21 protein-coding genes are annotated in these 26,343 nt (G+C 72.9%); 12 read left to right on the top strand and 9 right to left on the bottom strand.

Translation table 11 applies throughout. From position 1 onward, the window contains the following. Window positions 1-63: 63 nt before the first annotated feature. From ACOTKD_RS22210 to ACOTKD_RS22185, 6 genes are all read right to left on the bottom strand, one after another. Complete coding sequence (locus tag ACOTKD_RS22210; RefSeq protein WP_424890736.1) at window positions 64-2,028, bottom strand: FAD/NAD(P)-binding protein; 1,965 nt, start codon at window positions 2,026-2,028, stop codon at window positions 64-66. A 118-nt stretch (window positions 2,029-2,146) separates the two neighbouring features. After that, on the bottom strand, window positions 2,147-3,574 hold the full coding sequence (locus tag ACOTKD_RS22205; protein ID WP_424890735.1) for a methylaspartate mutase: 1,428 nt from the start codon (window positions 3,572-3,574) through the stop codon (window positions 2,147-2,149). Then, window positions 3,571-4,017, bottom strand: coding sequence for a cobalamin-dependent protein (locus ACOTKD_RS22200; RefSeq protein WP_424890734.1), 447 nt, complete (start codon window positions 4,015-4,017; stop codon window positions 3,571-3,573). Before ACOTKD_RS22200 ends, ACOTKD_RS22205 begins: the two co-directional genes overlap by 4 nt. A gap of 134 nt (window positions 4,018-4,151) precedes the next feature. Beyond that, complete coding sequence (locus ACOTKD_RS22195; RefSeq protein ID WP_424890733.1) at window positions 4,152-5,369, bottom strand: stearoyl-CoA 9-desaturase; 1,218 nt, start codon at window positions 5,367-5,369, stop codon at window positions 4,152-4,154. Window positions 5,370-5,552: 183 nt separating this feature from the next. Then, a complete protein-coding gene (locus ACOTKD_RS22190) occupies window positions 5,553-5,846 on the bottom strand; it encodes a response regulator transcription factor (RefSeq protein ID WP_424890732.1) in 294 nt (97 codons plus the stop codon). Window positions 5,847-6,447: 601 nt separating this feature from the next. Next, the gene (locus ACOTKD_RS22185) at window positions 6,448-6,741 is read right to left on the bottom strand and encodes an ArsR/SmtB family transcription factor (RefSeq protein ID WP_424890731.1); all 294 of its coding nucleotides are present in this window, start codon (window positions 6,739-6,741) and stop codon (window positions 6,448-6,450) included. Window positions 6,742-6,910: 169 nt separating this feature from the next. Between ACOTKD_RS22185 and ACOTKD_RS22180 the strand changes: the two genes are divergently transcribed. From ACOTKD_RS22180 to ACOTKD_RS22165, 4 genes are all read left to right on the top strand, one after another. Then, window positions 6,911-8,374: an MFS transporter gene (locus tag ACOTKD_RS22180; RefSeq protein WP_424890730.1), complete on the top strand. Its 1,464-nt coding sequence runs from the start codon at window positions 6,911-6,913 to the stop codon at window positions 8,372-8,374. Between the two features lie 174 nt (window positions 8,375-8,548). Beyond that, window positions 8,549-9,529 carry a quinone oxidoreductase family protein gene (locus ACOTKD_RS22175; protein ID WP_424890729.1) on the top strand — a complete coding sequence of 327 codons (981 nt, stop codon included), beginning with the start codon at window positions 8,549-8,551 and terminating at the stop codon, window positions 9,527-9,529. Between the two features lie 126 nt (window positions 9,530-9,655). Continuing rightward, window positions 9,656-11,197 (top strand): tRNA (N6-isopentenyl adenosine(37)-C2)-methylthiotransferase MiaB, encoded by a 1,542-nt coding sequence (miaB, locus tag ACOTKD_RS22170; RefSeq protein ID WP_424890728.1) that lies wholly within the window; start codon window positions 9,656-9,658, stop codon window positions 11,195-11,197. 80 nt (window positions 11,198-11,277) lie between these two features. Beyond that, window positions 11,278-11,988: a class III extradiol dioxygenase subunit B-like domain-containing protein gene (locus tag ACOTKD_RS22165; protein ID WP_424890727.1), complete on the top strand. Its 711-nt coding sequence runs from the start codon at window positions 11,278-11,280 to the stop codon at window positions 11,986-11,988. A gap of 282 nt (window positions 11,989-12,270) precedes the next feature. Here ACOTKD_RS22165 and ACOTKD_RS22160 read toward each other — a convergent pair whose 3' ends face one another. Together ACOTKD_RS22160 and ACOTKD_RS22155 are read right to left on the bottom strand one after the other, a co-directional pair. Next, entirely contained in the window at window positions 12,271-12,522 is a 252-nt protein-coding gene (locus tag ACOTKD_RS22160) for an antitoxin (protein ID WP_424890726.1), read from the bottom strand. 31 nt (window positions 12,523-12,553) lie between these two features. Next, window positions 12,554-12,796: a gliding motility protein gene (locus ACOTKD_RS22155; protein WP_424890725.1), complete on the bottom strand. Its 243-nt coding sequence runs from the start codon at window positions 12,794-12,796 to the stop codon at window positions 12,554-12,556. A gap of 205 nt (window positions 12,797-13,001) precedes the next feature. Between ACOTKD_RS22155 and miaA the strand changes: the two genes are divergently transcribed. From miaA to hflX, 6 genes are all read left to right on the top strand, one after another. Then, window positions 13,002-13,940 carry a tRNA (adenosine(37)-N6)-dimethylallyltransferase MiaA gene (gene miaA / locus ACOTKD_RS22150; RefSeq protein WP_424890724.1) on the top strand — a complete coding sequence of 313 codons (939 nt, stop codon included), beginning with the start codon at window positions 13,002-13,004 and terminating at the stop codon, window positions 13,938-13,940. A 106-nt stretch (window positions 13,941-14,046) separates the two neighbouring features. Continuing rightward, window positions 14,047-14,532 carry a hypothetical protein gene (locus tag ACOTKD_RS22145; protein WP_424890780.1) on the top strand — a complete coding sequence of 162 codons (486 nt, stop codon included), beginning with the start codon at window positions 14,047-14,049 and terminating at the stop codon, window positions 14,530-14,532. Between the two features lie 74 nt (window positions 14,533-14,606). Then, window positions 14,607-15,497, top strand: coding sequence for a diaminopimelate epimerase (dapF, locus tag ACOTKD_RS22140; RefSeq protein ID WP_424890723.1), 891 nt, complete (start codon window positions 14,607-14,609; stop codon window positions 15,495-15,497). A gap of 184 nt (window positions 15,498-15,681) precedes the next feature. Then, window positions 15,682-17,808, top strand: a complete 2,127-nt coding sequence (locus ACOTKD_RS22135; RefSeq protein WP_424890722.1) for a RelA/SpoT family protein — start codon at window positions 15,682-15,684, stop codon at window positions 17,806-17,808. Between the two features lie 161 nt (window positions 17,809-17,969). Then, on the top strand, window positions 17,970-19,442 hold the full coding sequence (locus ACOTKD_RS22130; protein WP_424890721.1) for a M1 family metallopeptidase: 1,473 nt from the start codon (window positions 17,970-17,972) through the stop codon (window positions 19,440-19,442). A gap of 133 nt (window positions 19,443-19,575) precedes the next feature. Beyond that, window positions 19,576-21,069: a GTPase HflX gene (gene hflX, locus ACOTKD_RS22125; RefSeq protein WP_424890720.1), complete on the top strand. Its 1,494-nt coding sequence runs from the start codon at window positions 19,576-19,578 to the stop codon at window positions 21,067-21,069. A gap of 108 nt (window positions 21,070-21,177) precedes the next feature. Here hflX and ACOTKD_RS22120 read toward each other — a convergent pair whose 3' ends face one another. Further along, window positions 21,178-22,368: a trypsin-like serine peptidase gene (locus tag ACOTKD_RS22120; RefSeq protein ID WP_424890719.1), complete on the bottom strand. Its 1,191-nt coding sequence runs from the start codon at window positions 22,366-22,368 to the stop codon at window positions 21,178-21,180. Between the two features lie 266 nt (window positions 22,369-22,634). Here ACOTKD_RS22120 and ACOTKD_RS22115 point away from each other — a divergent pair, with 266 nt between their 5' ends. Both ACOTKD_RS22115 and ACOTKD_RS22110 read left to right on the top strand, forming a co-directional pair. After that, on the top strand, window positions 22,635-24,200 hold the full coding sequence (locus ACOTKD_RS22115; RefSeq protein WP_424890718.1) for a diaminobutyrate--2-oxoglutarate transaminase family protein: 1,566 nt from the start codon (window positions 22,635-22,637) through the stop codon (window positions 24,198-24,200). 27 nt (window positions 24,201-24,227) lie between these two features. Continuing rightward, complete coding sequence (locus ACOTKD_RS22110; RefSeq protein WP_424890717.1) at window positions 24,228-26,273, top strand: IucA/IucC family protein; 2,046 nt, start codon at window positions 24,228-24,230, stop codon at window positions 26,271-26,273. The last annotated feature ends 70 nt before the right edge of the window (window positions 26,274-26,343 follow it).

Genomic DNA, 26,343 nt, shown 5'->3' with positions numbered 1-26,343 from the left:
GGGCCCGGGGAATCCTTCCCCGGGCCCGCCCCCGCTTCTCATCCCGCCCGTCCGGCGGCCTCGTCAGCGCACGGGCGCCGTCAGCTCCGCGTCCCGCCCCGCGGAGCCCGCGGCCCCGGCGAGCCGGCTCATGCCCTGCTTGAGGCAGGACCGGGCGATGGAGTCGCCCTGGAGCAGCGTGCGGGAGTTGACGTGCGGCCGGGCGCCGATCGCGGTGACCCACTGCACCGACTCCACCGGAGGCCCGTAGGAGAAACGGGCCGGGTGGGGAACGCCCCGGCCGTCGATGACCTGGAAGGTCACGTCCGTGACGTCCAGACCGCCCGTCTCGTAGCCGGAGCCTCCCGCGTCGGGGATGAAGTGGGCCCGGCATCCGCCCGCGGCGCGCAGCGACGCCAGCAGCGGGTCCGTGGCCCGGCGCACGTCGGTCGTCGGCAGGTGAGCCTCGACGAGCGCCGTCACACGAACCGGCGCGCCCGGCACCTGGGGCGAGCCGACGAAGAAGGCGCCGGACTCCTCGTCGGCCGTCACCCTCATGCGCGGGCCGAGCACCTGGACGACCCCGGCCTCGACCAGGGCGCGGAGCTGCCGGACGCGCGTGGCCGGCGGCCCGCTGGCGGCGTAGTTGTTCAAGCCGCTGAACCAGCCGTCGATGTGGTCCCGGTAGGAGGCACCGCTCAGGCCCCGGTGCGAGATGACCTGCCGCACCTCGTCGCGCAGGTCACGCATGACCGCGGCGGCGGCCTTGACGGCGCTGGCGGCCGGGCCCAGATCCGAGTGACGCAGATCCTCGTCGAGGACGCCGAGGATCCACGCGCGGTAGTCGGCGGAGCCGGCGAACTCACGCCGGTCCGCCGGACGGTCGAGCGCCTCCCAGTTCCAGCGCAGCTCCGGGTCGGGCACCAGGTCACTCAGGAGCGCCTCCATCCCGGGGGAGCCCCAGGCGTGCCGCGGGTACTCGGCCAGCAGCCGGGCGTGCCCGGCCGGGTCGTCGGCCTGCAGCAGCACCTTGTAGTAGTTCCAGGCGACCTCCTTCGCCACGAGGGGGAACAGGTCGCGCATGAAGTCGGTGCGGCCGGTGCCCGCCGGGCCCCTCAGCCGGGCGATCTCGCCGGCGGACAGGAACGTCGCCTGGTAGCGGGGCACGATCTCCTGACGGATCTCCGCCCGCGCGCGGTACGGCACACCGCGCCCCGAACCGGCGTGGATGACCGGCTCGTTGCCGCTCGGCAGATAAGTCAGCCGGCCGTCGGAACCGGTGACGAAGCGCCCGCCCCTGCCCTCGGTGAGCAAAGCCATGTAGTCGTAGAAATTCAGCCCGAGTCCCCGCAGGGCGACGGACTGCCCCGCGCCGACCGGCGCCAGGTCCGCCTCCGCCGGGCTGCTCGGCGGCACGTAGTGCAGACCGTGGCGGGAGGCGAAACCGGCGAGATCGCGCTGCCTTTCCGTGGGCTCGACGTCGTAGTGCCCCTGCGCGAGGATCACCGCGTCGACCGCCAGCGGCAGGTCCCGTCCTTCCAGTGACACCTGCTGCACGCCGTCCGCGGACTCGGTGAGCGAAGTCGCCCGCGTCCGGTGCACCTGGATCCGGACTCCGGACGGCGCGTTGCGCACGATGTGGGCGAAGGCCCAGCCGAGGTATTCCCCCTGAAACGCCCGTGAGGCGTACGACCACGGTTCCATCACCGCGGCCTCGGCCTTCGCCTCCTCGGTCACATCGGTGACCTCACCCGCGGCGACCATGCGCGCCCACTGGTACTGGGTGGGCCCGTACGTCAGCGGGCCCTCGCAGGTAACGGTGTCGTCCGTGAACACGGTCACGTCGCCGGCGACGGTGTTCATCAGCAGCCGGCGCGACTGGCCGAGCTGCCACACCCGCCCGCCTCCCGCCGGATGGGGATCGACGACATGCACGTCCACCTGTTTGCCCCCCGCGATTTCAGGGGCATTGGCGCAGATGCGTTCCAGGGCCACGGTCCCCCTCGGCCCGGCACCGACAATGCAGATGCGTATGGTTTCCGCTTCCATAGACGTAGTGGACGTAGTGGATGTAGTGGACGTAATTGACGTAGTTGATATGGGTGACATGCCAGCTCTCCTAGCTGAAGCGAATCGTGAGAAGTCGGCGCGGCTCAGCCGGTGACGGTCACTCGGCGTCCTCTTTCTGCGTTTCCTTCTGCAGTTCCCGGAAGAGGGCGGGGAAGTAGTTGATGTCGTCGGTGAGGCCGGTCAGCAGGGAGCCGATGACGGGGCCCGTACTGCCGGAGCCCTTGAGGTCGGCGCCCTTGAGGAGGTCGCTGTTGTGCCGCCGGGTGCGGTCACCGAACGGCAGGGATCCCGTGGACAGATAGCGGATGGCGCCCTCGGCGTCGCGCTTGGGGATGATCTCGGACTTGGCGTAGCGGCTGGCGCTGAAGGGAATGTCCAGGCGGCCCGCCGCGAACGCGTCGACTATCGCGGTCATGGTGTCGGGCGCGGCGAGGACGGGTTCGACGATGTCGGCGACCTCGTCGACGATCCAGGAGAGCTCGTCGGCGACGCGTTCCTCGTCGGCCTTGACGAAGTCCAGGAGTGGTGAGTTGGCGCGGTCGGCCAGCCGCAGCCCCTCGACGTTCGCGCGGGTGTCGGGGATGCCGAACGCTTCCTGATAGGTCTTGGTGATGAGCTTGGAGGCCCCGCCGAGCCGGGCGACGAGCGCCCCGTAGAAGATCAGGTCCTCCGCGTTGCCGCGCTTCTTGGGGAAGACGCCCATGAATTCGTGGAGAACGGCGTGCACGTCCACCCCGGGAGGCAGGTAGGTGCGGGCGAGGACGGGTATCGCCCGCAGCGCGGCGACGTCCTGGACGAGGTGGCCGCTCTGCGGGTACGAGACGGAGATGCAGCGCACTCCGGCGCGGGCGGCGAGCACCGCTTCGAGGACGCTGATCGCGAGGCTGATCGAGGGCGGGACGAGCACGGCGGTCAGGGTGCCGAAGAGCTCGCGGTCGACGGTCAGGCCGAGGCCGGCGAGTTCGCCGCACACCGCGTCGACGGCGTGCCACGCGGCGAGGGACTCCGCGAGCGGGACCGCCTTGGAGTACGGCAGGTTGTACGAGATGCCGCCGCCCTCGAAGGAGGTGATGCCGGAGGCGACGGCGACGTCGAAGAGGATGCGGGCGTCGGGCGAGCCGTGGCGTATCTCCAGCGGGGCGGCGACGGACTCGTTGACTTCCCGGCCGCGGAGGTAGCCGTGGCTGACCAGGGGATAGCCGTTGAGGTCGGCGGGCGCCCGGTTGAGGGAGCGCAGGGCCTGCTCGAAGCGTTTGAGGCGGGTGTGCGAGTCGATGGTGAGGGTGAGGATGTCGGGGGCCGCCTGCTCCTCCAGTTCGCGCAGGAGGGCCTTCATCTCCTCGTGGCCGCCGACGCCGCAGCGCGGCTGGATGGCCACCCGGCCCGCGTCGCGGGCGTCCATGAGGACGCGCGCGGCCGTGGGTTTGCCGAGGGAGGCGATGTAGTCGACGGACTCCGCGAGGGGCGGCAGGGCATCCGCGCCGGGACTCCCGGAGTGCCCCGGCAGGTAGCTGATCTTCGTCATGACGCCACGGGCAGGCGCCGCCGGTCAGCCGTCCGGCTCGCCCGCAGCTCGTCGAGTGCGGGAAGGAGCTGGGCCGGGTCCTGGAGGATGCGGTCGACGCCCAGGGCCTGGAGGCGCTCCAGGTCCCGGGGGTCCTTCTTGCTGCCGACGGAGAGGTTGCCCCCGACGATGACGGGGCAGGTGATGCGGCCGGCCTCGCGCGCGGCGGGCAGGTCGCGCAGGTCCTCGTGGACGTGGCCGTTGAGGCTGCCGATGATGACGGCTTCCGCGTCGGGGTGCTGCTCGCACGCCTGGGCGAACTCCTCGACGGGCGTGCAGGTGCCGAGGTTCTCGACCTCGAAGCCGAGGCCCCGCAGGGCGTGGGCGATGAGGTGATTGGCGACGGCGTGGCTGTCGCTGGCGGCGACTCCGAGGATGACGAGGCGGCGTTCGCTGTGCGACATGGGAATGCTGCTCCTTCGGGTGTGCCTTCGGGTGGGCCTACAGGTGTGCCTTCGGGGGGCCTTCAAGCCTTCGGGTGTGCCTTCGGGCGGGCGACGATGCCGGACGGATGGTGGCGCCGCGGGCCGGGCGGGGATCAGTCGTCGAAGGCGGCGAAGAGCTCGCGCTTGCTGACCGAGCGCAGCCGGGCGACGTCGTACTCCTCGGCGTCGGCGGCCGCGAGGGAGTCGAAGACGTAGTTGATGGCCGGGACCAGGCCCCACACCTCGTGGTACGGGGGCCAGCCCGGGTGCCCCGCGTCGACGTCCTGCTGCCGGGCGAAGAGGTAGTCGGCCCAGCTGCGGCTGGAGGGCGCGCGGTGGTGGTAGTCGTGGACGACGGTGTCGCCGGTGAGGACCAGGTAGCGGGAAGGGGCGTGGACGAACACCATGCGCAGGGTCCAGCGGGCCCAGGCCAGCGTGCGCCGTCCGGCGGGGAGAGAGCGGCCGGGCGCCGGTTCACCGATGAATATGGCGTTGGTCAGGGAGGCGAAGTACTCGCGGCCGCGCCGGACTTCGGTGCCGGCCACGGGGAAGGTGTGCTTGACGCACAGGCGCAGCGTGTTGCTGACCTGGAACAGCGGGATCAGCGGGACGAACCAGACGACGAGCAGGGCGTCCCACGTGCCCGTCGCGATCGTGGCGGCGGCCGCGGCACCGTAGAGCACCACGGAGGTGGCCTTCTCGCTCGTGGCCGACTTGATCCAGAAGGAGCGGGTCCGGGCGACGGCGAACGCGAGGTGGAAGCGCGGTGAGCCGAGCTTCGCCAGCACGCGGCGCCACATCTGACGTCGCGTCATGCCGGGGTGCAGGCCGAGGCTGACGAGGAACGCCTGGACGGTGGGGTCCCGGAGGGTCATGTGGTGAGCGGCGTGGTGGTCGCTGACGTGCTCGCGGCTGTACCGCTCGAAGTTCTGGATGATCAGCAGGCTGGAGGTCGCCCGGCCGATGACGGCGTCGAGCCTGCGCTTGCGGTACATGTTCTTGTGGGAGCACTGGTGGTAGACCATCATGCGCAGGTTCCGCATGCCGTGCAGGGTGACGGCCCAGCCGGGCAGCAGCAGGAACAGGAACCAGGACCCCAGTGCCCATCCGGTCGCACCGATGGCGGCTCCCACGAGCATCGCGGCGACCGCAGCGGCCAGGTGGTAGGTGGGTGACCAGCCGAACGGGGCCTGTCCGGCCAGGGGTTTGCCCGTGAAGACGGTGAGCGGGGCCTGGAGGAGCCCTGGCAGGCTCCTCATGGTCTCCCTCGGGTCGGGGGCCGCGCCGGCGGCCGGGCCCGCCTGCCGCGGATGGGCATCGGTAACGGACACGCGCTCTCCTGGATCGATCCGGGTCTGTCATTTCTGGACTTTCCTGGAACGGCCCTCCGGTGCCTTCCGGAGGGCGAACAGGGGCGACGGCCGCGGGAATCGACGTCGCGGAGCATGGCTGATCCCGGCCCCCGGTCTCGATGGAAGCCGGGACGGAACGTCCGGCCGCCGCCCAGCAGATTTCTATCGGACCTCGTAGCCGGCGACCATTGGACTTTTGGTGAAGAGCTGGTGCGTGAGGGAGACCAGACCCGCCTGGAGCCGGGACTCGACGCGGAGCTTGCCGAGAATCTGTGCCACGTGGGCCTTGACCGTTCCTTCGGTCACCTGAAGACGTGTGGAAATGCTGCGGTTCGAATAGCCGGCCCCCAGCAGGAGGAATACCTGGCATTCCCGTTCGGTCAGCAGGCCGATGCGCCGACGTTGTTCGGACCATATTTCTCGCTCGGCAGTTTCAGTGCCGATGATGCCTTCCACTGCAACAACACCCCCATTAAGTGCAGTATTACGGAACGCGTATGGACGGTAGAACAACAAGCTTGCCCCCGGGCTGCTCGCCGCCTCTATCAAGGCTCCGTAAAATATGTGCCCCATGCACGGACATTTCGTCCAATTAGTGGGTGTAGGGGTGTGTAATGACCGCAAAAATCCCCTGATTACCCCAGTTTCGAAGATTGAAACTAATCCTTAGTTCCATCTTTTCGGCTGAGGCGACGATAAACTCACAACCGGGTCGGCGGCCGGTTTTATGGTCGCTCACGGAAGGTCGACGGGCGCGCACGCAGGGCAACGGTGAAACGGGAAGGCGGGCTGCGGTGAGGCACCGGCGTGAGGTCGGCGCCGTGTCGTCCGGATGGATTTCTACGCCTGCGGGAGCGAGCGGTCAGCAGCGCATTTTCCGGTATTTCCAGCGCACTCGGAGCCGATATGGAGGCCATTATTCGAGTATCCGTGCACTGCCTTCGGCTGCAGGCTCCTGTGTAAAACGGAACAGCGCTTATGGCTGGACCGCGTCCCGTTATGAAAGAGTCGCCTTCCGTCTTTTCCCGTTACTGCGCCCGTCTTCGTAATTCATCGCTCAGGACTCGTCAGGGCCCGCTCGGCGCTCGCTCAGGACCAGATCCAGCAGGCCGGGGAAGGCCGCGTCGAACTCCGCCCTGCGCAGCCTGTTCAGGCGGCGCGAGCCCACGTCCCGCTGCTCGATCACGCCGGCCTGGCGCAGCACCGCGAAGTGGTGGCTGCGCGTCGCCTTGGTGACCGGCAGGTCGAACGTGCCGCAGGCCCGGGTCCAGTCGGGCCCGCCCGCCAGCTCCTTCACGATCGTGCGCCGCACGGGATCGGCGAGGGCCGTGAGCGCGTCGCTCAAGGTCACGTCGTCGGGATGGACGTGCGAGAGGTTCCGGGCCCGCTGCGACTGGGCGCGTCCTTCATCCGGCCGACGGGGCAGGGGGGTTGACGAAGTGTTCGACTCGGGTCTTACATTCATGGTGATCGACCTCCATCGAACACTTTAGACGTCCCAGGAAGCATGGTGGTGTGTCATGCCCGGCCGCTCCCCGTCCCGCCAGGCCGCGGCCGCCGGGAGCGTGCCCCCGGGCGTGGCGGGTGCGGAGGGCGGGGCGGATCCGGCGGATGCGGCCTCCCGGCCCACCGGTCCGCTCGCCCTCTTCGCCGTCTGTCTCGGCTTCTTCATGGTCCTCATGGACAGCAGCGCCCTCAACGTCGCGCTGCCCGCCGTACGGGAGGATCTCGCCGGAAGCCTGGCCGGCCTGGAGTGGCTCATCAACGGCTACACCATCACCCTCGCCGCCTTCCTGCTCAGCGGCGGAGCCGTCAGCGACCGCTGGGGCGCCCGGCGGGTGTTCGAAGTCTCGCTGCTGGGATTCGTCGTGACCTCGGCGGCCTGCGCGCTGAGCCCCGGACTGGGCTTCCTGGTCACCGCCCGGGTGCTCCAGGGCGTCACCGCCGGCGGCCTGCTCCCCGCCTCCCTGGCAGTGATCGCCCACATGTACCCGGACCCCGCCCGGCGGGCCCGGGCACTCACCGTCTGGGGCGGGGTCAGCTCCCTCGCCCTCGTCTTCGGCCCCGTGCTCGGCGGAGTGCTGACCACGGCCGTCGGGTGGCGCTCGATCTTTCTGATCAACGTGCCTGTCGGACTGCTGGCCTGGGGGCTGACCAGGCTGCAGGTGCCGCGTTCCGCCACCCGCGAAGCGGCTCTCGACCCCGCCGGGCAGACACTGGCCGTCATGGTCGTCGGCTGCGGCATCGGCGCGCTCATCGAGGGCGGGGCCCGGGGCTGGACCGACATCGTGACGGGCGTGCTGCTGGCGGTCACCCTCGCCTCGGCCGCGGCGTTCGTCGCCGTCGAGCGCCGTGCGGCGGCACCCGTGCTTCCCCTCGGCCTGCTCGCCCGGCCACGGTTCGCCTGCGGCCTGGCCATCGGCGCGCTGTTCCAGTTCGGAGCCTACGGCGCACAGTTCGCCCTCTCGCTGCGGCTGCAGAGCGCCTGGGGCCTCGACGCGCTCGGCGCGGGGCTGTCCTTCGTGCCCTTCGCGGCGCTGTGGGCCTTCGCCTCCTTCGTCCTGGCCCGGGCGGTCACCCGCACCGGCCCGCGCCCGCTGCTGACCGGCGGTGCACTGGCCGCCGCGGCCGGCGCCTGCGCGCTCCTGCCGCTCGGCGGACACCCCGGCTGGTGGATCTTCTTCTGCGGCAGTGCCCTGCTCGGGCTCGGCGCGGGACTGATGGGGCCGAGCCTGCCCGCCGTGGTCCTGAGCGCAGTGCCCGCCGACCGGTCGGGCCTGGCTTCCGGCGCGCTCAACGCCCTGCGCCAGGTCGGCGGTGCCGTGGCGATCGCTCTGTTCGGCGTCCTGCTCGACGGCTCCCCCGGGCCGGCGGGGCTACGGATCTGCCTCGGCCTCGTCGCCCTCGGGTTCCTGGTCGTCGTCATGGCCGTACCCGCGGCCCTGCCCTCCCGCGCCCGCGCCGCGCACGCCACCCGTCCCTGACTCCCGCACCCCTCATGCCGCGACACCCCTCTCATGCCGCGACATCCCCCACGCCCCTCACACCCCCGCACCCCCCGACACCCTTCACACCGCCACACCCCTCGCACCGCCACACCCCTCGCACCGCCACACCCCTCGCACCGCCACACCCCTCGCACCGCCCGGGAAGGAACCATGCGCGCCATCGTCGTCACCCAGTACGGAGGCCCCGAGGTCCTCACCGTCGCCGAACTGCCCGCCCCGGCGCCCGGCCCCGGAGAGGTGCTGGCCCGTCCCTCGGCCATCGGCGTCAACTTCAAGGACGTCTACGAGCGCGAGGGCCGGGGGAAGCCGTCCCCGCCCTTCACACCCGGCTCCGAGGGCGCGGGCACGGTGACGGCCGTGGGCGAGGGAGTGACCTCCCTCGCGCCGGGCGACCGCATCGCCTGGTGCACGGCCCCCGCCGGCTACGCCGAGCAGGTCGTGGTGCCCGTGCGGGCCGCCGTCCCCCTGCCGGCGGACATCACGGACCGGGACGCGGCGGCTCTGCTGCTCCAGGGACTGACCGCCCACTACCTCACGACCTCCACCCACCCCGTGGGCGAAGGCGGGACGGCCCTGGTCCACGCGGCAGCCGGAGGCGTCGGCCGCCTCCTGACCCGGCTGCTCACCCGCAACGGCGTCAAGGTCATCGCCACCGTCTCCACGCCGGCGAAGGCCGAGGCCGTGCGGGCGCTGGGCGCCTGGCAGACCCTGGTGACCGCCGGAGACGCCGGCATCGACGGGCAGGTACGCGACCTGACCGGCGGACGCGGTGTCGACGTCGTCTACGACGGCGTGGGCCGCGACACCTTCGAGGCGGGGCTGAGAGCGCTCCGCCCGCGGGGCACGTTCGTCCTCTTCGGCGAGGCCTCGGGCCCCGTGCCCGCGTTCGACCCGCGCCTGCTCGCCTCCCACGGCTCGCTCTTCCTCACCCGTCCGACGCTCAACGACCACGCGACCGACCCGGCCGAACTCCTGGAGCGCTCGGCGGAGCTGTTCGGCTGGCTGCGCGACGGCGAGATCGACGTCTCCGTCGGCGGGACCTACCGGCTGGAGGAGGCGGCCCGGGCCCACCGCGATCTCCAGCAGCGCCGCTCCACGGGCAAGCTCCTCCTCAGCCCCGGGAGCTCTTGAAGCCCCGAGCACGAGCCCCAAGGGCTCTTGACCCCCGAGCACGCCCCGGAGCGCCGGGACACCGCCCCGGGACGCCCCCGCGGGCGGTGGTCCGGAGCTTCGCCGGGCCCCCTTTACCCTTGAGGAATGACCAGCAGCAGTGACCGGACCGGGGCAGTGGACGAAGTGGGCGTTACTCGAAGCTACGAGATCCGCACCTACGGGTGCCAGATGAACGTCCATGACTCCGAGCGGCTGTCCGGCCTGCTGGAGGACGCGGGCTACGTCCGCGCCCCCGAGGGCACCGCGGAGGGCGACGCCGACGTCGTCGTCTTCAACACCTGCGCGGTGCGGGAGAACGCCGACAACAAGCTCTACGGCAACCTCGGCCGGCTGGCTCCCATGAAGACGAAGCGGCCGGGCATGCAGATCGCCGTCGGCGGCTGCCTCGCCCAGAAGGACCGCGACACCATCGTGAAGCGCGCCCCCTGGGTCGACGTCGTCTTCGGCACGCACAACATCGGCAAGCTGCCGGTGCTGCTGGAGCGCGCCCGCGTCCAGGAAGAGGCCCAGGTCGAGATCGCCGAGTCCCTGGAGGCGTTCCCCTCGACGCTGCCGACGCGGCGCGAGAGCGCCTACGCGGCGTGGGTGTCCATCTCCGTCGGCTGCAACAACACCTGCACGTTCTGCATCGTCCCGGCGCTGCGCGGCAAGGAGAAGGACCGCCGCACGGGCGACATCCTCGCCGAGATCGAGGCGCTCGTCGCCGAGGGCGTCAGCGAGATCACCCTGCTCGGCCAGAACGTCAACGCGTACGGCTCCGACATCGGCGACCGCGAGGCGTTCTCCAAGCTGCTGCGCGCCTGCGGCGAGATCGAGGGCCTGGAGCGCGTCCGCTTCACCTCCCCGCACCCGCGCGACTTCACCGACGACGTGATCGCCGCCATGGCCGAGACGCCGAACGTGATGCACCAGCTCCACATGCCGCTGCAGTCCGGCTCGGACACCGTCCTCAAGGCGATGCGCCGCTCGTACCGCCAGGAGCGCTTCCTGGGCATCATCGAGAAGGTGCGCGCCGCCATGCCGGACGCCGCCATCTCCACCGACATCATCGTGGGCTTCCCCGGCGAGACCGAGGAGGACTTCGAGCAGACGATGCACGTGGTCCGCGAGGCCCGCTTCGCGAACGCCTTCACCTTCCAGTACTCCAAGCGCCCCGGCACCCCGGCGGCCACCATGGACGGGCAGATCCCCAAGGAGGTCGTGCAGGCGCGCTACGAGCGCCTGGTCGCCCTCCAGGAGGAGATCTCCTGGGAGGAGAACAAGAAGCAGGTCGGCCGCGTCCTGGACGTCATGGTCGCCGAGGGCGAGGGCCGCAAGGACGACGCCACGCAGCGCCTCTCGGGCCGCGCCCCCGACAACCGCCTGGTGCACTTCACCAAGCCGGACGAGGACGTCCGCCCGGGCGACGTGGTGACCGTCGAGATCACCTACGCCGCCCCGCACCACCTCCTCGCCGAGGGCGCCGCCAAGGCCGTGCGCCGCACGCGCGCGGGCGACGCGTGGGAGAAGCGCAACGCCGCTGCCGCCGCCAAGCCGGCCGGCGTGATGCTGGGCATCCCGACCATCGGCGCCCCGGCGCCGTCCCCGGCCCCGGCCGCCGCCGGCTGCGGCGACAGCTGCGGCTGACGCCCCCGCCCGCAGAACCGCGGCCCGGGCCACCCGGGCCGCGCCTGCGCGGGCGGCACGGCGGGCGTATCGTTCCCGCCATGCTCGTCGCCGCTGCCGTATGCCCCTGCCCGCCGCTGCTCGTCCCGGAGGTCGCCGCCGGGGCCGCCCCCGAGCTGGACGGCCTGCGGGCCGCATGCCTGGACGCGGTGGGGGTCCTCGCCGCCGCCCGGCCCGACCGCCTCGTCGTCCTCGGCCCCGCGCCCCTGGACGGCCGGGGGCCGCACCCGCAGGGTGCGCGCGGCTCGTTCCGCGGCCTCGGCGTCGACCTCGACGTCCGCCTGGGGCAGGGCGCGCCCGCGGAAGAACGGGAGCTCCCGCAGTCCCTGGCGGTCGCCGCCTGGCTGCTGGACCGTACGCGCTGGGCGGTCGCGCCCGTCGAGGGCCTGGGCGTCGGGGAGCCGCTGGATCCCGAGCGCTGCCTCGCGGCCGGCCGTGAGCTGGCCGGGGGCGACGGCCGGACCGCCCTGCTGGTGATGGGCGACGGCAGCGCCTGCCGGACGCTCAAGGCGCCGGGCTACCTCGACGAGCGGGCCGCCGCCTTCGACGCGGAGGCGGCACGGGCGCTGGGCGCCGCCGACACCGCGGCCTTGACCGCGCTCGACGCCGCCCTCGCCCAGGAGCTGAGGGCGGCGGGCCGCGCCCCGTGGCAGGTGCTCGCCGGGGCCGGCGAGGGCGCGGGGCTCAAGGGACAGCTGCTGTACGACGAGGCGCCCTACGGAGTGGGGTACTTCGTGGCGACGTGGTCGTAGGCCCGGCGCGCCGGTTCTGAGGGCCTCAGGCCGCCCTGACGGGCCCGCGGGAGAGACCGGATCCCCCGGGGCTCCTTCGCGCCGAACGGCGGTGAGAGGGCCGTACAGGGCCTTCAAGGGCTTCCTCGTGAGGGGCTCCCGGCTCGTGACCGCACCTCCCCGGTGGACCCTGGACAGGAGGTCGCCGCGACGGCGTACCCCGGACACAGCGACGGGGCGCGGAGCCGATGCTCCGCGCCCCGCCGCCGACGAGGTCAGTGGGCCGATACCGCCCGGCGGCCCTCAGGAGGTGTGGCCGCCGGAGGAACCGCCGTCCTTGCCGTGCTCCTTCTCGGCGAGCCGCTCGATGGCGTCCTTGGCCTTGCCGGTGCCCGTCCGGATCTGGCTGTGGTACTTGCCCTTGGTCTTCTCGTCGACCACCTTGGCGGCCTTCTCCAGCCCGTGCTCGATCTTGTCCCCATGCTGCTGCGCGAGGTCGCCGATCTTGTCCTTCGCAGGGGCGAGCTTGGCCTTGAGAGTATCCAACAGGCCCATGGCGCCTTCCCTCGTCTTTCTGGTTCAAGAGCTACTTACGGGCGCCCTCACCGGCCTCGCTGTCCGCGGCCTTCTCCGCCGACTGCTGCTTGGGGATCTCGACCCCCTCGCCGGCCTGAGCCTCGGCCTCGGTCTCGCCGGACTCCGAGGCGGCCGCCTCGGTCTCCTCCGCGGCAGCCTCGGCCGACTCCGATTCCGCCGTCAGAGTGGCCGTTGCCGCCTCTTCGGTTGACGCCTCGGACGACTTGCGGCGAAACCTTGAAAACACGCCCATATCTACTCCATTACCTTACTGGTGTGAGCGAAACCCCGCGCCGCCCGGTCCGCGCCGGGGCGCCGATCCGTGGAACAGCTGCCTCCGGCCCGTGAAACCGGCCGCCGGGACCTCGCAACAGGCAACGAACCCGGCAGCGCCGCGTCACGTCGCTCGTTCGTGGGGTGCGGCCGGGGTTTGCGAGACTGATGCGGTGAAAAACCCGGTGAAAAACGCAGTTCCCGCCCCGCGGGTCATCGCCGTCGTGGGCCCCACGGCGGCCGGCAAGTCCGACCTCGGCGTCGCCCTCGCCCAGCACTTGGGCGGCGAGGTCGTCAACGCCGACTCCATGCAGCTGTACCGGGGCATGGACATCGGCACCGCCAAGCTGACCCAGGAGGAGCGGCAGGGCGTGCCCCACCGCCTCCTCGACATCTGGGACGTGACCGAGACCGCGAGCGTCGCCGAGTACCAGCGGCTGGCCCGTGCGGAGATCGACCGGCTCCTGGCCGAGGGCCGCACCCCCGTGCTCGTCGGCGGCTCCGGCCTCTACATCAAGGGCACCATCGACGCCCTGGACTTCCCCGGCACCGACCCGGCCGTCCGCGCCCGCCTGGAGGAGGAGCTGGCCGAGCGGGGCCCCGGCGCCTTGCACGCCCGCCTCGCCGCCGCCGACCCGGCCGCCGCCCGCGCCATCCTGCCCGGCAACGGCCGCCGCATCGTGCGCGCCCTGGAGGTCATCGAGATCACCGGCCGGCCCTTCACCGCGAACCTGCCGGGCGAGGAGCCCGTCTACGACGCCCTGCAGATCGGCGTCGACGTCGAGCGCCCCGAGCTGGACGAGCGGATCACCCTGCGCGTGGACCGCATGTGGGAGGCGGGACTCGTCGACGAGGTGCGCGACCTGGAGCGGCAGGGCCTGCGCGAGGGCCGCACCGCCTCCCGCGCCCTCGGCTACCAGCAGGTGCTCGCCTTCCTGGCGGGGGAGTGCACCGAGGACGAGGCGCGCGCCGAGACCGTACGGGCCACCAAGCGGTTCGCCCGCCGCCAGGACTCGTGGTTCCGCAAGGACAGCCGGGTCCACTGGCTGAGCGGGGCGGCCGACCGCAGGGCGGAACTGCCCGGTCTCGCGCTGGCGTTGCTCGAACGGGCGGTCACAGCCTGATCACGTGATGGCATCGGGACGCTACGCGCGCCATTCCGGCCTGCGCGGGCGTGCCATCATCAAGCTTCGATCGAGCCGTGAAGTCCGGGTAGGAGGGCGCGTGGCGATGGAGGCCGGCCCTCGCGACAGACCGCAACAGCCGCCGCGGAGGGGGCACCTCCCAGCGGTGGCCGGGGGAGAGCCGGAGGCGCTGAGCCCGGACGGTCCCGAGGACACCGAGGGGGCCGTCGAGGCCGGTGCCGCCAGCGCCGCGCCCGCGTCGTTCCGGGAACTGCGCCCGCAGCGCAGGCTGCGCATCTGGCAGCTGGCCCCGATCGTCGGGCTCGCCGCCGTCGGCTCCCTGATGTTCGCCTTCCCGCTCGCCTTCGAGTTCGGCGACGGCGGACCGGTCGTCGCCATGCTCGGCCTCCTCATCAGCTGCTGCGCCGCGGGCTGGGGGGTGATGGCCGCCCGCCGGGTCGGCTACACCTGGCCCGGCATGCCGGCCCCCGGTTCCGGAGGCCGCCCGGACTGGCGGTACGCCGCCACGTACGCCCTCGTCGTCGCCCTCGCCGTCGTCCTCGCCGTATGGCGCGTGGCGCGGCTGCGCTGAGCGGGCCCGCAGCGGTGAGGCGGGCCGGGGGCCTCTCCGGGGAGACGGCCGGCCGGTCCCCGTACCATCGAACCGTGAGCACCACACAGATCGCCTTCCTCAAGGGCCACGGCACCGAGAACGACTTCGTGATCATCCCGGACTACGACGGCCGCATCGAGCTGTCGCCGGCCGCCGTCGCCCGTCTGTGCGACCGCCGCGCGGGCATCGGCGCCGACGGAGTGCTCCGGGTCGTCCGGTCCGCGGCCCACCCCGAGGCGCGCGCCATGGCCGGCGAGGCCGAGTGGTTCATGGACTACCGCAACAGCGACGGCAGCATCGCCGAGATGTGCGGCAACGGCGTCCGGGTCTTCGCCCGCTACCTCCGCCACGCGGGCCTCGCCGAGGCCGGCGACCTGGCCGTCGCGACCCGCGCCGGCATCCGGCAGGCCCACATCGCCAAGGACGGCCCCGACGGCACGCCCGGCGGGATCACCGTCGGCATGGGGCGGGCCGTGCTCCCCGAGGGCGAGGTGACCGTCACCGTCGGCGGCCGCAGCCGCCCCGCGCGCAACGTGAACATGGGCAACCCGCACGCCGTCACCTTCGTCGGCCACCTCGACGACGCCGGCGACCTGTACACCGCCCCGGAGGTCGCCCCCGCCGGTGCCTACCCGGACGGCGCCAACGTCGAGTTCGTGGCCGACCGCGGCCCGCGGCACGTCGCCATGCGCGTCCACGAGCGCGGCTCCGGCGAGACCCGTTCCTGCGGCACGGGCGCCTGCGCGGTGATGGTCGCGACCGCCCGCCGGGACGGCCTCGACCCCGCCGTCACCGGCCTCCCCGTCACGTACACCGTGGACGTCCCCGGCGGCCGCCTGGTGATCAGCGAGGCGCCGGACGGCACGGTCGAGATGACCGGCCCCGCCGTGATCGTCGCGGAGGGCACCTTCGACCCGTCCTGGCTGGCCACGGCGTTCGCCTGAGGACGCCACTACCTCTTTTCCGCCCCGTCCGCCGGACTCCGTGCGGCGTGGCTCGCTCGAATGGGTGATCCGTTTCACTCTGGGCGAGAGCGGGTGAGCAGCGCGTGATGGGCTCGGTAGCATCAAGCACCGGTACGGAGGCGCGCAGCCGACCGCCGGTCGACGCTGCCGGAGGTGCCCCCCCATGAGCACGGACGCCACGCCCGAAGGTGTTCCAGGCCGCTGGCGCGGCCGCGCCCGCCTCGACCTGAGACGGCTGGGGCGGGCGGCCCTCGGCGGGTCGGGCTCGCGCGGCAGGCTGCCGGACGCCATCGACCACGTCGCCAAGGTGCACCGCGCCCATCACCCGGGCGCGGACCTCGACATCCTGCGGCGGGCCTATCTGCTCGCGGAGTCCTCCCACCGCGGCCAGACCCGCAAGAGCGGCGAGCCGTACATCACCCACCCGCTCGCCGTCACCCTCATCCTGGCCGAGCTGGGCGCCGAGACGACGACCCTGACCGCCTCCCTCCTCCACGACACCGTCGAGGACACCGAGGTGACGCTGGACCAGGTGCGCGGGCAGTTCGGCGAGGAGGTCCGCTTCCTGGTCGACGGCGTCACCAAACTGGAGAAGGTCGACTACGGCGCCGCCGCCGAGCCGGAGACCTTCCGCAAGATGCTCGTGGCCACCGGCAACGACGTCCGCGTCATGTCCATCAAGCTCGCCGACCGGCTGCACAACATGCGCACGCTCGGCGTGATGCGCCCCGACAAACAGGCCCGCATCGCCAAGGTCACCCGGGACGTGCTGATCCCCCTCGCCGAACGGCTCGGCGTCCAGGCCCTCAAGACGGAGCTGGAAGACCTCGTCTTCGCGATCCTCCACCCCGAGGAGTACGCCCGCACCCGCGAGTTCGTCCTCGGGCACGCCGACGGCCTCGCGACCCTGGAGGCGACGGCGGAGCGGGTGCGCGCGGTCCTGCGCGAGGCGGACATCGCGGCCGACGTCCTCGTCAAGCAGCGACACTTCGTCTCCGTGCACCGGGTGCGCCTCAGGCGGGCCGAGGTGACGGGCTCGGACCTCGGCAGGCTGCTCGTGCTGGTCGCGGAGGACGCGGACTGCTACGGCGTCCTCGGCGAGCTGCACACCTGCTTCACGCCGTTCATCTCGGAGTTCAAGGACTTCATCGCGACCCCGAAGTTCAACCTCTACCAGTCGCTGCACACGGCGGTGGCGTGCCCCGGCGGGGAGGCCGCGCAAGTCCTCATCCGCACCCACCAGATGCACAGGGTCGCCGAAGCCGGCGTCGTCGCCCTGGGGAATCCGTACGCGGCCCCGGAGACGCCCGACGCCACGGACGGCGAGCGCGTCGACCCCACCCGGCCCGGCTGGCTCTCCCGCCTCCTGCAGTGGCAGCAGGCCACGCCCGACCCCGACACCTTCTGGACCTCGCTCCGCGACGAGCTCGCCCTGGACCGCGAGATCACCGTCTTCCGCGCCGACGGCGGCACCATCGGCCTGCCCGCCGGGTCGAGCTGCGTCGACGCCGCCTACGCCCAGCACGGCGACGGCGGGCACAGCTGCATCGGCGCCCGCGTCAACGGCCGCCTCGTCACCCTCAGCACCGTGCTGCGCGACGGCGACACCCTGCAGCTGCTGATGTCCCGCGACAGCGCCTCCGGGCCCTCCCCGGACTGGCTGGAGCACGCCCGTACGCCCGCCGCGCGGATCGCCATCGAGCGCTGGCTGGCCACCCATCCCGCGGCCGAGGCGGCCCCGCCCGTGCCCCTCGCTCCGGGCCGCCCCTGCCCGCCGCCCCGGGCCACCGCGCCGGCCGCGCGGTGGCCCGTCGCCGTCACGGCCGACGGGGCGGACCTGGCGGCCGCGAGCGTCCGGCTGGCCGGCTGCTGTACGCCCGTGCCGCCCGACGAGGTCACCGGCTTCGCCGTACGCGGCGGCGCGGTCACGGTCCACCGGGCGCAGTGCCCGGCGGTGCACCGCATGGTCACCTCCGGCCGGGAGCCCGTCGGCGTCCGCTGGAGCAGCGCCGAGGGAGGCGGTGCCTGCGGCTACCGCGTCACCCTGCGCGCCGAATCGTTCAGCAGGCCGCACCTCCTGGCCGACCTCACGGAGGCCATCGCGGCCGAAGGGGCGGCGGTCATCTCGGCGGCCGTCGAGCCGCCCCACGAGCAGCGCGTGCGCCACACCTACACCCTCCAGCTGCCGGACGCCGACCGGCTGCCGGAGCTGATGCGCGCCATGCGGCGGGTGCCGGGGGTCTACGACGTGGCGCGGGCCGGCCGGCCGGTGGCCACGGCGCGCCTCTAGCAGGGCGGGTCGGGTCGGCAGCGGGAGGCGGCCGGGACCGGAGTGACGGGTTTCTCCCCCGGGCGGGGAGCCGCTCGTACAGCCTTCCGGGCACGCTCGTACGGGTGGGGCGGCGCCGTGCCGCCACTGCGCGGGGCCCCCGCGCTGATAGCGATGGACGCATGCCGCAGTCACCCGGGAAACCCGCCCTGATCCCCTGGCGGACCGTGCGCCGCCGCGCCGCCCTCGCCACCGTCACGGCCCTCCTCGTCGGCGCCGCCGCCCCGCCCTCCGCGGCCCCCCAGGGCATCGGTGACCGGCTCTTCCCGGACCTCGGCAACCCCGGCTACGACGTGGCCGCTTACGACATCAAGTTTGACTACCACGCCAACAGCCGGCCGCTCGACGCCGTCACCACGATCGCGGCACGGGCCACCAACGGCCTGGACCACTTCAACCTCGACTTCTCGGGCGGCACGGTCCGCTCGGTGACGGTCAACGGCCTGCCCGCCCAGTTCGCCTCCGCCAAGGAGGACCTCGTCGTCACCCCGTCCGTCGCGCTGCCGGCCGAGGGCCTGTTCACCGTCGTCGTCCGCCACACCAGCGATCCGCGCAACCCCAAGGACGGCGGCTGGATCCGTACGAAGGACGGGCTGGTCATGGCCAATCAGGCCGACGCGGGGCACCGGGTCTTCCCCTGCAACGACCACCCCTCCGACAAGGCCCGCTTCACCTTCCACGTCACCGCCCCCGGCGATCTGACGGTCGTCGCCAACGGACGGCCGCAGGGACGCGCGGCCCGGGGCGCGAACACCGCCTGGACGTACCGCAGCGAGCACCCCATGGCCACCGAGCTCGTCCAGGTCGCCATCGGCCGCTCCGCCGTCGTGCACCGCGCGGGGCCCCACGGCCTGCCCGTACGGGACGTCGTCCCGGCGGCCGACCGGCAACGCGTGGAGAAGTGGGCGTCCAAGACCCCCGAACAGATCTCCTGGATGGAGGGGAAGATCGGCCGCTACCCGTTCGAGAACTACGGCGTGCTGATCGCCGACGCGTCGACCGGCTTCGAGCTGGAGACGCAGACCCTGTCCCTCTTCGAGCGCGGCCTGTTCGTCCGGGACGACCTCCCCGCCTGGTACCTCGAGTCCATCATGGTCCACGAGCTCGCCCACCAGTGGTTCGGCGACAGCGTCAGCCCGGCGAGCTGGTCCGACCTCTGGCTCAACGAGGGCCACGCCACCTGGTACGAGGCGCTGTACGCCGAGCACAAGGGCGGCCGCACGCTCGACGCCCGGATGCGCGCCGCCTACGAGCACTCCGACACCTGGCGCACCGACGGCGGGCCGCCCGCCCTGCCGAAGCCGCCCGACCCCGGCAGGCGGATCAGCATCTTCCGGCCCGTCGTCTACGACGGGGGCGCGCTCGTCCTCTACGCGCTGCGGCAGAAGATCGGAGCGGCGGCCTTCGACCGCCTGGAGCGCGAGTGGATCAACGTCCACCGGGACGAGAGCGCCACCACCGCCGACTTCACCGCCCTCGCCTCCCAGGTCTCCGGCCAGGACCTGAAGGAATTCCTCCAGGACTGGCTGTACGGCCCGAAGACCCCGCCCATGCCCGGCCACCCGGACTGGAAGGCCGCGGCGAAACCCGCGTGACGCTCCGGCGGCGGCATGGGACCATCGACGCGTCGGCGGGGCCGCCGGCCGCGGGAATCCCCGGGGCCGCTCACGCGTTGTCGACGGTGCGGCCGCTGTACGGCCGCCACCTCCCAACGATGCAAAGGATCAAATGACCTCCTCTTCTTCCCTTCCCCAGGACCGGCAGAGCCTCCCGGAGAGCCTTCGGGCCGACGCCCTGATGGAAGAGGACGTCGCCTGGAGCCACGAGATCGACGGGGAGCGCGACGGCGAGCAGTACGACCGCTCCGAGCGGGCCGCCCTGCGGCGCGTCGCCGGCCTCTCCACCGAGCTGGAGGACGTCACCGAGGTCGAGTACCGGCAGCTGCGCCTGGAGCGCGTGGTGCTGGTCGGCGTCTGGACGTCCGGCACCGTGCAGGACGCGGAGAACTCCCTCGCGGAGCTCGCCGCCCTCGCCGAGACCGCGGGCGCCCTGGTGCTCGACGGCGTCGTCCAGCGCCGCGACAAGCCGGACCCGGCCACGTACATCGGCTCCGGCAAGGCCCAGGAGCTGCGGGACATCGTCCTGGAGTCCGGCGCCGACACCGTCGTCTGCGACGGTGAGCTCAGCCCCGGCCAGCTCATCCAGCTGGAGGACGTCGTCAAGGTCAAGGTGGTCGACCGCACCGCCCTGATCCTCGACATCTTCGCCCAGCACGCCAAGTCCCGTGAGGGCAAGGCGCAGGTCTCGCTCGCCCAGATGCAGTACATGCTGCCGCGGCTGCGCGGCTGGGGCCAGTCGCTGTCCCGGCAGATGGGTGGCGGTGGCTCCGGCTCGTCCGGTGGCGGCATGGCCACCCGAGGCCCCGGTGAGACCAAGATCGAGACGGACCGCCGGCGGATCCGCGAGAAGATGGCGAAGATGCGCCGGGAGATCGCGGAGATGAAGACCGGCCGCGACGTCAAGCGCCAGGAGCGCCGGCGGAACAAGGTCCCGTCGGTCGCCATCGCGGGCTACACCAACGCCGGCAAGTCCTCCCTGCTCAACCGGCTCACCGGCGCGGGCGTCCTGGTGGAGAACGCCCTGTTCGCCACCCTGGACCCGACGGTGCGCCGGGCCGAGACGCCCACCGGCCGCGTGTACACCCTCGCCGACACCGTCGGCTTCGTCCGGCACCTGCCGCACCACCTCGTCGAGGCGTTCCGCTCCACCATGGAGGAGGTCGGCGACTCCGACCTCATCCTGCACGTGGTGGACGGCGCGCACCCGGCGCCCGAGGAGCAGCTGGCCGCCGTGCGCGAGGTGATCCGCGACGTCGGCGCGACGAACGTGCCCGAGATCGTCGTGATCAACAAGGCGGATGCCGCGGATCCGCTGGTCCTGCAGCGGCTGCTGCGCATCGAGAAGCACTCGATCGCGGTGTCCGCGCGCAGCGGCGAGGGCATCGACGAGCTCCTGGCCCTGATCGACCGCGAGCTGCCGCGCCCGGCCGTGGAGATCGAGGCGCTCGTGCCGTACACCCACGGCTCGCTGGTCGCGCGGGCGCACGCCGACGGCGAGGTGATCTCCGAGGAGCACACCCCGGAGGGCACCCTGCTGAAGGCGCGGGTCCACGAGGAGCTCGCCGCAGAGCTCCAGCGGTACGTGCCCGCGGCCCGCGGCTGAGGACATCGTCCTCAAGCCGAGCAGCGCTCTTGAAGCGAGAAGGCCCCGTCCCCCGGGATCCCGGGGAGCGGGGCCTTCGGCCGTGACGGCGGCACTGCTACCGCGAGGTCACCGCTTGGCGAACTTCTGGCTGATGGCGTTGTAGACGCCCTGCGCCTCCGGGCCCAGGTGCGGGCCGGCCAGCCAGGTGCTGTTGGCCGGGCCGATCGAGGTGTTGGAGACCAGCACCACCTTGCCGTCGGCGCCCTTGGCGAACCAGCCGCCACCGGAGGAACCACCGGTCATCGTGCAGCCGATGCGGTACATCGTCGGCTGGGACGGCTCGATCGTCAGCCGGCCCGGCCGGTCGACGCAGTCGTACATCTTCTGGCCGTCGAACGGCGCGGCCGCCGGGTAGCCCCAGGCGCCCATGGACTGGATGGACTTCACCTGCGGGGCGTTGAAGTCGACCGTGAGGGCGTTGCCGACCGTCTCCTCCAGGGACTTGCCGGAGCCCGCCTCGGGCTTCACGTGCAGCACGGAGAAGTCGTACGGGGCACCCGCGCCACCGGTCTCGGCGCCCTGCGCGATCCACTGGGAGGAGGTCTGCGCCCAGTCCGCCCACCACACGCCGTACGGGGCGACGTCCTGCACCGGCGCGCTGTTGACCTGGGCGCCCGGAAGGCCCTTGTCGTTGTACGACGGCACGAAGGCGATGTTGCGGTACCAGCCGCCCTTCTTGCCGGCGTGCACGCAGTGGCCCGCGGTCCACACCATGTTGGACTTGCCCGGGTGCGCCGGGTCCTTGACGACCGTCGCCGAGCAGACCATGTGGCCCTCGGGGCTGTCGAAGAACACCTTGCCGACGGGGGCCGCGTTGTTGTGGTACGGCACGGCGACCGACTTCGCCTGCACCGGCCGCGGCTCGGGGTCGGTCACGCCCTGGTCACCGGAGGCGCCCGGCGCCGTGCCCGGAGCGCCCTGCGTGGAGAGCGTCTTGTCGCTGGGCTTGGCCTCCTTCATGGAGTCCGGCTTCCAGTGGTCCTTGATGATGGGGTTGACGAAGTCGCGGGCCTCGCGCAGCCACTGCTCCTTGTCCCAGTTCTTCCAGGCGCCGTTCTTCCACTTCTCCAGGTCCTTCAGGGAACTGGGAAGGTTCTTGGGCAGCTCGAGCCCCTCGTCGCCCTTCTGCGAGGCGGCCGCACTGGGCTTGTCGCTCCCCGCCGCCTCGTCGTCGGACGGGCCGCACGCGGTGGCGGTCAGCGCCAGCGCGGCCGTCAGAGCGGCCGCGGCCAGCGCGGGCCTGCGGATGGATGGCATGGAGTGGGTTCCCCCTGATCGATCTGTTCGGACGTGTCCGCAATGTGCGACCACGGTGTGGAGTTGTCATGCACCGCCCCAGCGGGGGAGGCAGGGCCCCACTATGCCGGTGAGGTGGGAGACGGGTTCGGGCGGGTCCTCGGTTCCGCGCCGCAAGGATCTTGACGGTGGGCCGTGATCCGTGGCGCGCGGCGTCGTTGGTACGTACGGGGGAGTGCCGACCAGCGTTCAGCCCACAGTTGGAGCAGCAGGAGGAGCCGGAGCCCGTGGCCTTGACCCAGCTACCGCCGACGGCGTCGCCGGCCGCAGCGTACGAAGGCATTCTGCGGCGGCAGTCGTCCCGCGAATCGGCCGCGCGTACGTATGCCCGGTCGCTGCCCATCGTGCCGGTGCGCGCCCGGGGGCTGACGATCGAGGGCGCCGACGGCCGCCGCTATCTCGACTGCCTCTCGGGGGCCGGCTCGCTGGCGCTGGGCCACAATCACCCGGTCGTGCTGGAGGCCATCCGCTCCGTCCTCGACTCCGGCGCCCCCCTCCACGTGCTCGACCTGGCCACTCCGGTCAAGGACGCCTTCACGGACGAGCTGTTCGCCACGCTGCCGCGGGGGCTGGCCGCATCGGGCCGCATCCAGTTCTGCAGCCCGGCCGGCACCGACGCCGTGGAGGCCGCCTTCAAGCTCGTCCGCACCGCGACGGGCCGCGACGGCCTGATGGCCTTCACCGGCGCCTACCACGGCATGACGGAAGGGGCGCTCGCCGCATCGGGCGGTGCGCCGGGCGCCCGGGTGACCCGGCTGCCCTACCCACAGGACTACCGCTGCCCGTTCGGCGTCGGCGGGGAGAACGGCGCGCGGCTCGCCGCCCGCTGGACCGAAAGCCTCCTGGACGACCCCAAGAGCGGCGTGCGCCTCCCGGCCGGGATGATCGTCGAACCCGTGCAGGGCGAAGGCGGCGTGCTCCCGGCGCCGGACGGCTGGCTGCGCCGGATGCGCGAGCTGACCGCGGAGCGCTCCATCCCGCTCATCGCCGACGAGGTGCAGACCGGAGTGGGCCGCACGGGGGCGTTCTGGGCCGTCGGGCACAGCGGCATCGAGCCCGACGTGATGGTCCTGTCCAAGGCGATCGGCGGCAGCCTTCCGCTCGCCGTCATCGTCTACCGTGACGCCCTCGACGCCTGGCAGCCGGGCGACCACGCCGGCACGTTCCGCGGCAACCAGCTCGCGATGGCCGCCGGCGCGGCGACGCTGCGGTACGTGCGGGAGAACGGCCTGGCCGGGCGCGCCGCGTCGCTCGGCGGGCGCATGCTGGACCGGCTGAGGAGGCTGGCGGGGGAGTACGACTGCATCGGTGAGGTGCGGGGGGCCGGGCTCATGATCGGCATCGAGTTCGTCGAGCCGGAGGAGGGTGCCGGCTCCGCAGCCCGCGCCGGAGGGACTGCGGCGGCTGATGACGAGGCCGGTTCGACGGCCCGCCCGGCGGCCGGACCGGAAGGCGGCGTACCGGTCCCCGGCACGCGGAGCGGCCCGGCAGGCGGCGCGCAGCCGGGCGCAGGGCGCGGCCCCGGTGATCACGGCCCGCTGCCCGCCTCGCCCGCACGGGCCGTGGCCGTCCAGCAGGAGTGCCTCCGCCGCGGCCTCATCGTCGAACTGGGCGGTCGCCACTCCTGCGTCGTCCGCCTCCTGCCACCCCTGACCATCACCGACGAGCAGGCCGAGGCGGTCCTCGACCGGCTCGCCGACGCCGTCGCCGCGGTCTGCCGGCCAGGCTCGCGCATCCCCGGTACCCCCGCCCCGAGCACGCCGAAGGAGGCAGGCGCCGCATCCCCGGCCTGACGCCGTGACGTGCACGCCGTACACCGTATGAACGCATCCACCGGGACCGGTGCTTCCACCGCCGGCCAGGAACGCGAACCGTCCGCCCACGGCGCCGTGCCGGGCGCGTCCCCGTCCGCCCAGCCGCATGAGGCCGCCCGGGAGCGCGAGCCCCAGGGGCGCGAACCCTCCGCCCACGCACAGCCTGTGGTCTCCGCCGTCCCCCGCCAGGGCGGCGCCCCGCGCGGCGAGATCCCGGACCCCGGCCCCCCGAGCGCCCCCGACCCGCTGGAGCACCCCGACCCGGCCGTCGCCGCAGACGCCGCCGCCTCGGAGAACCTGCTGCGCTGCTGGATCCGTGAGACCGGCGTGCCGCGGCCTGGCGGGCCCGTGCTGCGCCTGCCGCTCACCGCGAGCGGAGCGGTCCTGCAGGTGCCCGTGACCTACTGGTCGGCCACCGGCTGGCACCGCCTCGGCCGGCCGGCCCTGGCGGACGCCCCCGACGACGCCCCCGCCCTCGACGCCGTCACCCTGGCCGCACTCCTCGGCCGGGAGGCGGCGCACCGCGCGGCCCGCGCGGGCTGCCCCGCCACGGGCGGGACCGCCGAACTCGCCTCCCGCGTGGCGGACTCCGCACGCCGCACCGCCGTCTTCCTCGCCGACCGGCGCGCCCGCCCCGCCGACCCGGGCGCGGGCGAGCTCTTCCTCTACGCCGAGCAGTCCCTGCTCCTCGGTCACCCCCTCCACCCCACGCCCAAGAGCCGCGAAGGCCTCACCGACACCGAGGCCCGCATCTACTCCCCGGAGCTGCGCGGGTCCTTCCCGCTGCACTGGCTGGCCGTCCACCGCTCCCTCCTCGCCACGGACTCGGCCTGGACCGAACGCGGCCGGCCCGTCGACGCCGCCACCCTCGCCGCCCGGCTCGCCGGCCCGGAGCTGCGCCTGCCCCAGGACACCGTGGCGCTGCCGCTGCACCCCTGGCAGGCCCACGACGTCCGCAGCCGCCCCGGCGTCCAGGCGCTCCTGGACGCGGGCCTGCTCCACGACCTCGGCCCCCTCGGCGCGCCCTGGTACGCCACCTCCTCCGTACGGACCGTGTACCGCCCCGGCGCGCCCGCGATGCTGAAGCTCTCCCTCGGCGTGCGCATCACCAACTCCCGCCGGGAGAACCTCCGCAAGGAACTGCACCGCGGCGTCGAGGTGCACCGCCTGCTGCGCAGCGGCCTCGCCGAGCAGTGGCGCGCGGCCTGCCCCGGCGGCCTCGGCTTCGACGTGGTCCGCGACCCCGCCTGGCTCGCGGCCGATGCCCCGGACGGCACACCGCTGAGCGGCCTCGACACCGTCATCCGGCACAATCCCTTCGGCCCCGGCGACGACGCCGTCTGCCTCGCAGGGCTCGTATCGCCCCGCCCCTGGCCCGTCGCCGCGCACGACCGCCCCGGTGCGCCCGCCGAAGCCCTCCCCATGCGCTCCCGCCTCGCCCGCATCGTGGCCCGCCTCGCGCACCTGACCGGCCGCCCCGCGGGCGCCGTCTCCGCGGAGTGGTTCCTGCGCTATCTGGAGGCGGTGGTGCGCCCCGTGCTCTGGCTCGACGGGGAGGCGGGCATCGCCCTGGAGGCCCACCAGCAGAACACCCTCGTCCTCCTCGACCGGGACGGCTGGCCCACGGGCGGCCGCTACCGCGACAACCAGGGCTACTACTTCCGCGCCTCCCACCGGGACGCCCTCGACCGGCGGCTGCCCGGGATCGGCACCGGGAGCGACACCTTCGTGTCCGACGAGGTCACCGACGAGAGGTTCACCTACTACCTCGGCATCAACAACATCCTCGGCCTGATCGGGGCGTTCGGCGCGCAGCGCCTGGCCGACGAACAGCTCCTGCTGGCAGCGCTGCGCCGCTTCCTCAGGGAAGCCGCCGCCGGCCCGGCCGCCACCCGCTCGTCCCTGCCCGCCCGCCTCCTCGAAGCGCCCGCCCTGCGCTGCAAGGCCAACATGCTGACCAGGCTGAGAGGGCTCGACGAGCTCGTCGGCCCGGTCGACACCCAGTCCGTCTACGTCACCATCGCCAACCCCCTGGTCACGTCGGCCCGATGACCGGCGCGAGCCCCGGCCCCGGGCGAACGGGGCCCTTGAGGACACGGGCCCGGCAGGGCCCACGGGATCC

The sequence above is a fragment of the Streptomyces sp. XH2 genome, from assembly GCF_049725035.1.
GTDB lineage: Bacteria > Actinomycetota > Actinomycetes > Streptomycetales > Streptomycetaceae > Streptomyces > Streptomyces roseoverticillatus.
The sequence above is the reverse complement of the archived record's forward strand: the minus strand, read 5'-3'. Positions and strand labels throughout refer to the sequence as shown.

Coding starts and splice junctions, on each gene's coding strand:
- ACOTKD_RS22210 (WP_424890736.1), bottom strand. CDS start 2,028: ATGGAAGCGGAAACCATACGCATCTGCATTGTCGGTGCCGGGCCGAGG.
- ACOTKD_RS22205 (WP_424890735.1), bottom strand. CDS start 3,574: ATGACGAAGATCAGCTACCTGCCGGGGCACTCCGGGAGTCCCGGCGCG.
- ACOTKD_RS22200 (WP_424890734.1), bottom strand. CDS start 4,017: ATGTCGCACAGCGAACGCCGCCTCGTCATCCTCGGAGTCGCCGCCAGC.
- ACOTKD_RS22180 (WP_424890730.1), top strand. CDS start 6,911: ATGCCCGGCCGCTCCCCGTCCCGCCAGGCCGCGGCCGCCGGGAGCGTG.
- ACOTKD_RS22175 (WP_424890729.1), top strand. CDS start 8,549: ATGCGCGCCATCGTCGTCACCCAGTACGGAGGCCCCGAGGTCCTCACC.
- miaB (WP_424890728.1), top strand. CDS start 9,656: ATGACCAGCAGCAGTGACCGGACCGGGGCAGTGGACGAAGTGGGCGTT.
- ACOTKD_RS22165 (WP_424890727.1), top strand. CDS start 11,278: ATGCTCGTCGCCGCTGCCGTATGCCCCTGCCCGCCGCTGCTCGTCCCG.
- ACOTKD_RS22160 (WP_424890726.1), bottom strand. CDS start 12,522: ATGGGCCTGTTGGATACTCTCAAGGCCAAGCTCGCCCCTGCGAAGGAC.
- ACOTKD_RS22155 (WP_424890725.1), bottom strand. CDS start 12,796: ATGGGCGTGTTTTCAAGGTTTCGCCGCAAGTCGTCCGAGGCGTCAACC.
- ACOTKD_RS22145 (WP_424890780.1), top strand. CDS start 14,047: ATGGAGGCCGGCCCTCGCGACAGACCGCAACAGCCGCCGCGGAGGGGG.
- ACOTKD_RS22135 (WP_424890722.1), top strand. CDS start 15,682: ATGAGCACGGACGCCACGCCCGAAGGTGTTCCAGGCCGCTGGCGCGGC.
- ACOTKD_RS22130 (WP_424890721.1), top strand. CDS start 17,970: ATGCCGCAGTCACCCGGGAAACCCGCCCTGATCCCCTGGCGGACCGTG.
- hflX (WP_424890720.1), top strand. CDS start 19,576: ATGACCTCCTCTTCTTCCCTTCCCCAGGACCGGCAGAGCCTCCCGGAG.
- ACOTKD_RS22120 (WP_424890719.1), bottom strand. CDS start 22,368: ATGCCATCCATCCGCAGGCCCGCGCTGGCCGCGGCCGCTCTGACGGCC.
- ACOTKD_RS22110 (WP_424890717.1), top strand. CDS start 24,228: ATGAACGCATCCACCGGGACCGGTGCTTCCACCGCCGGCCAGGAACGC.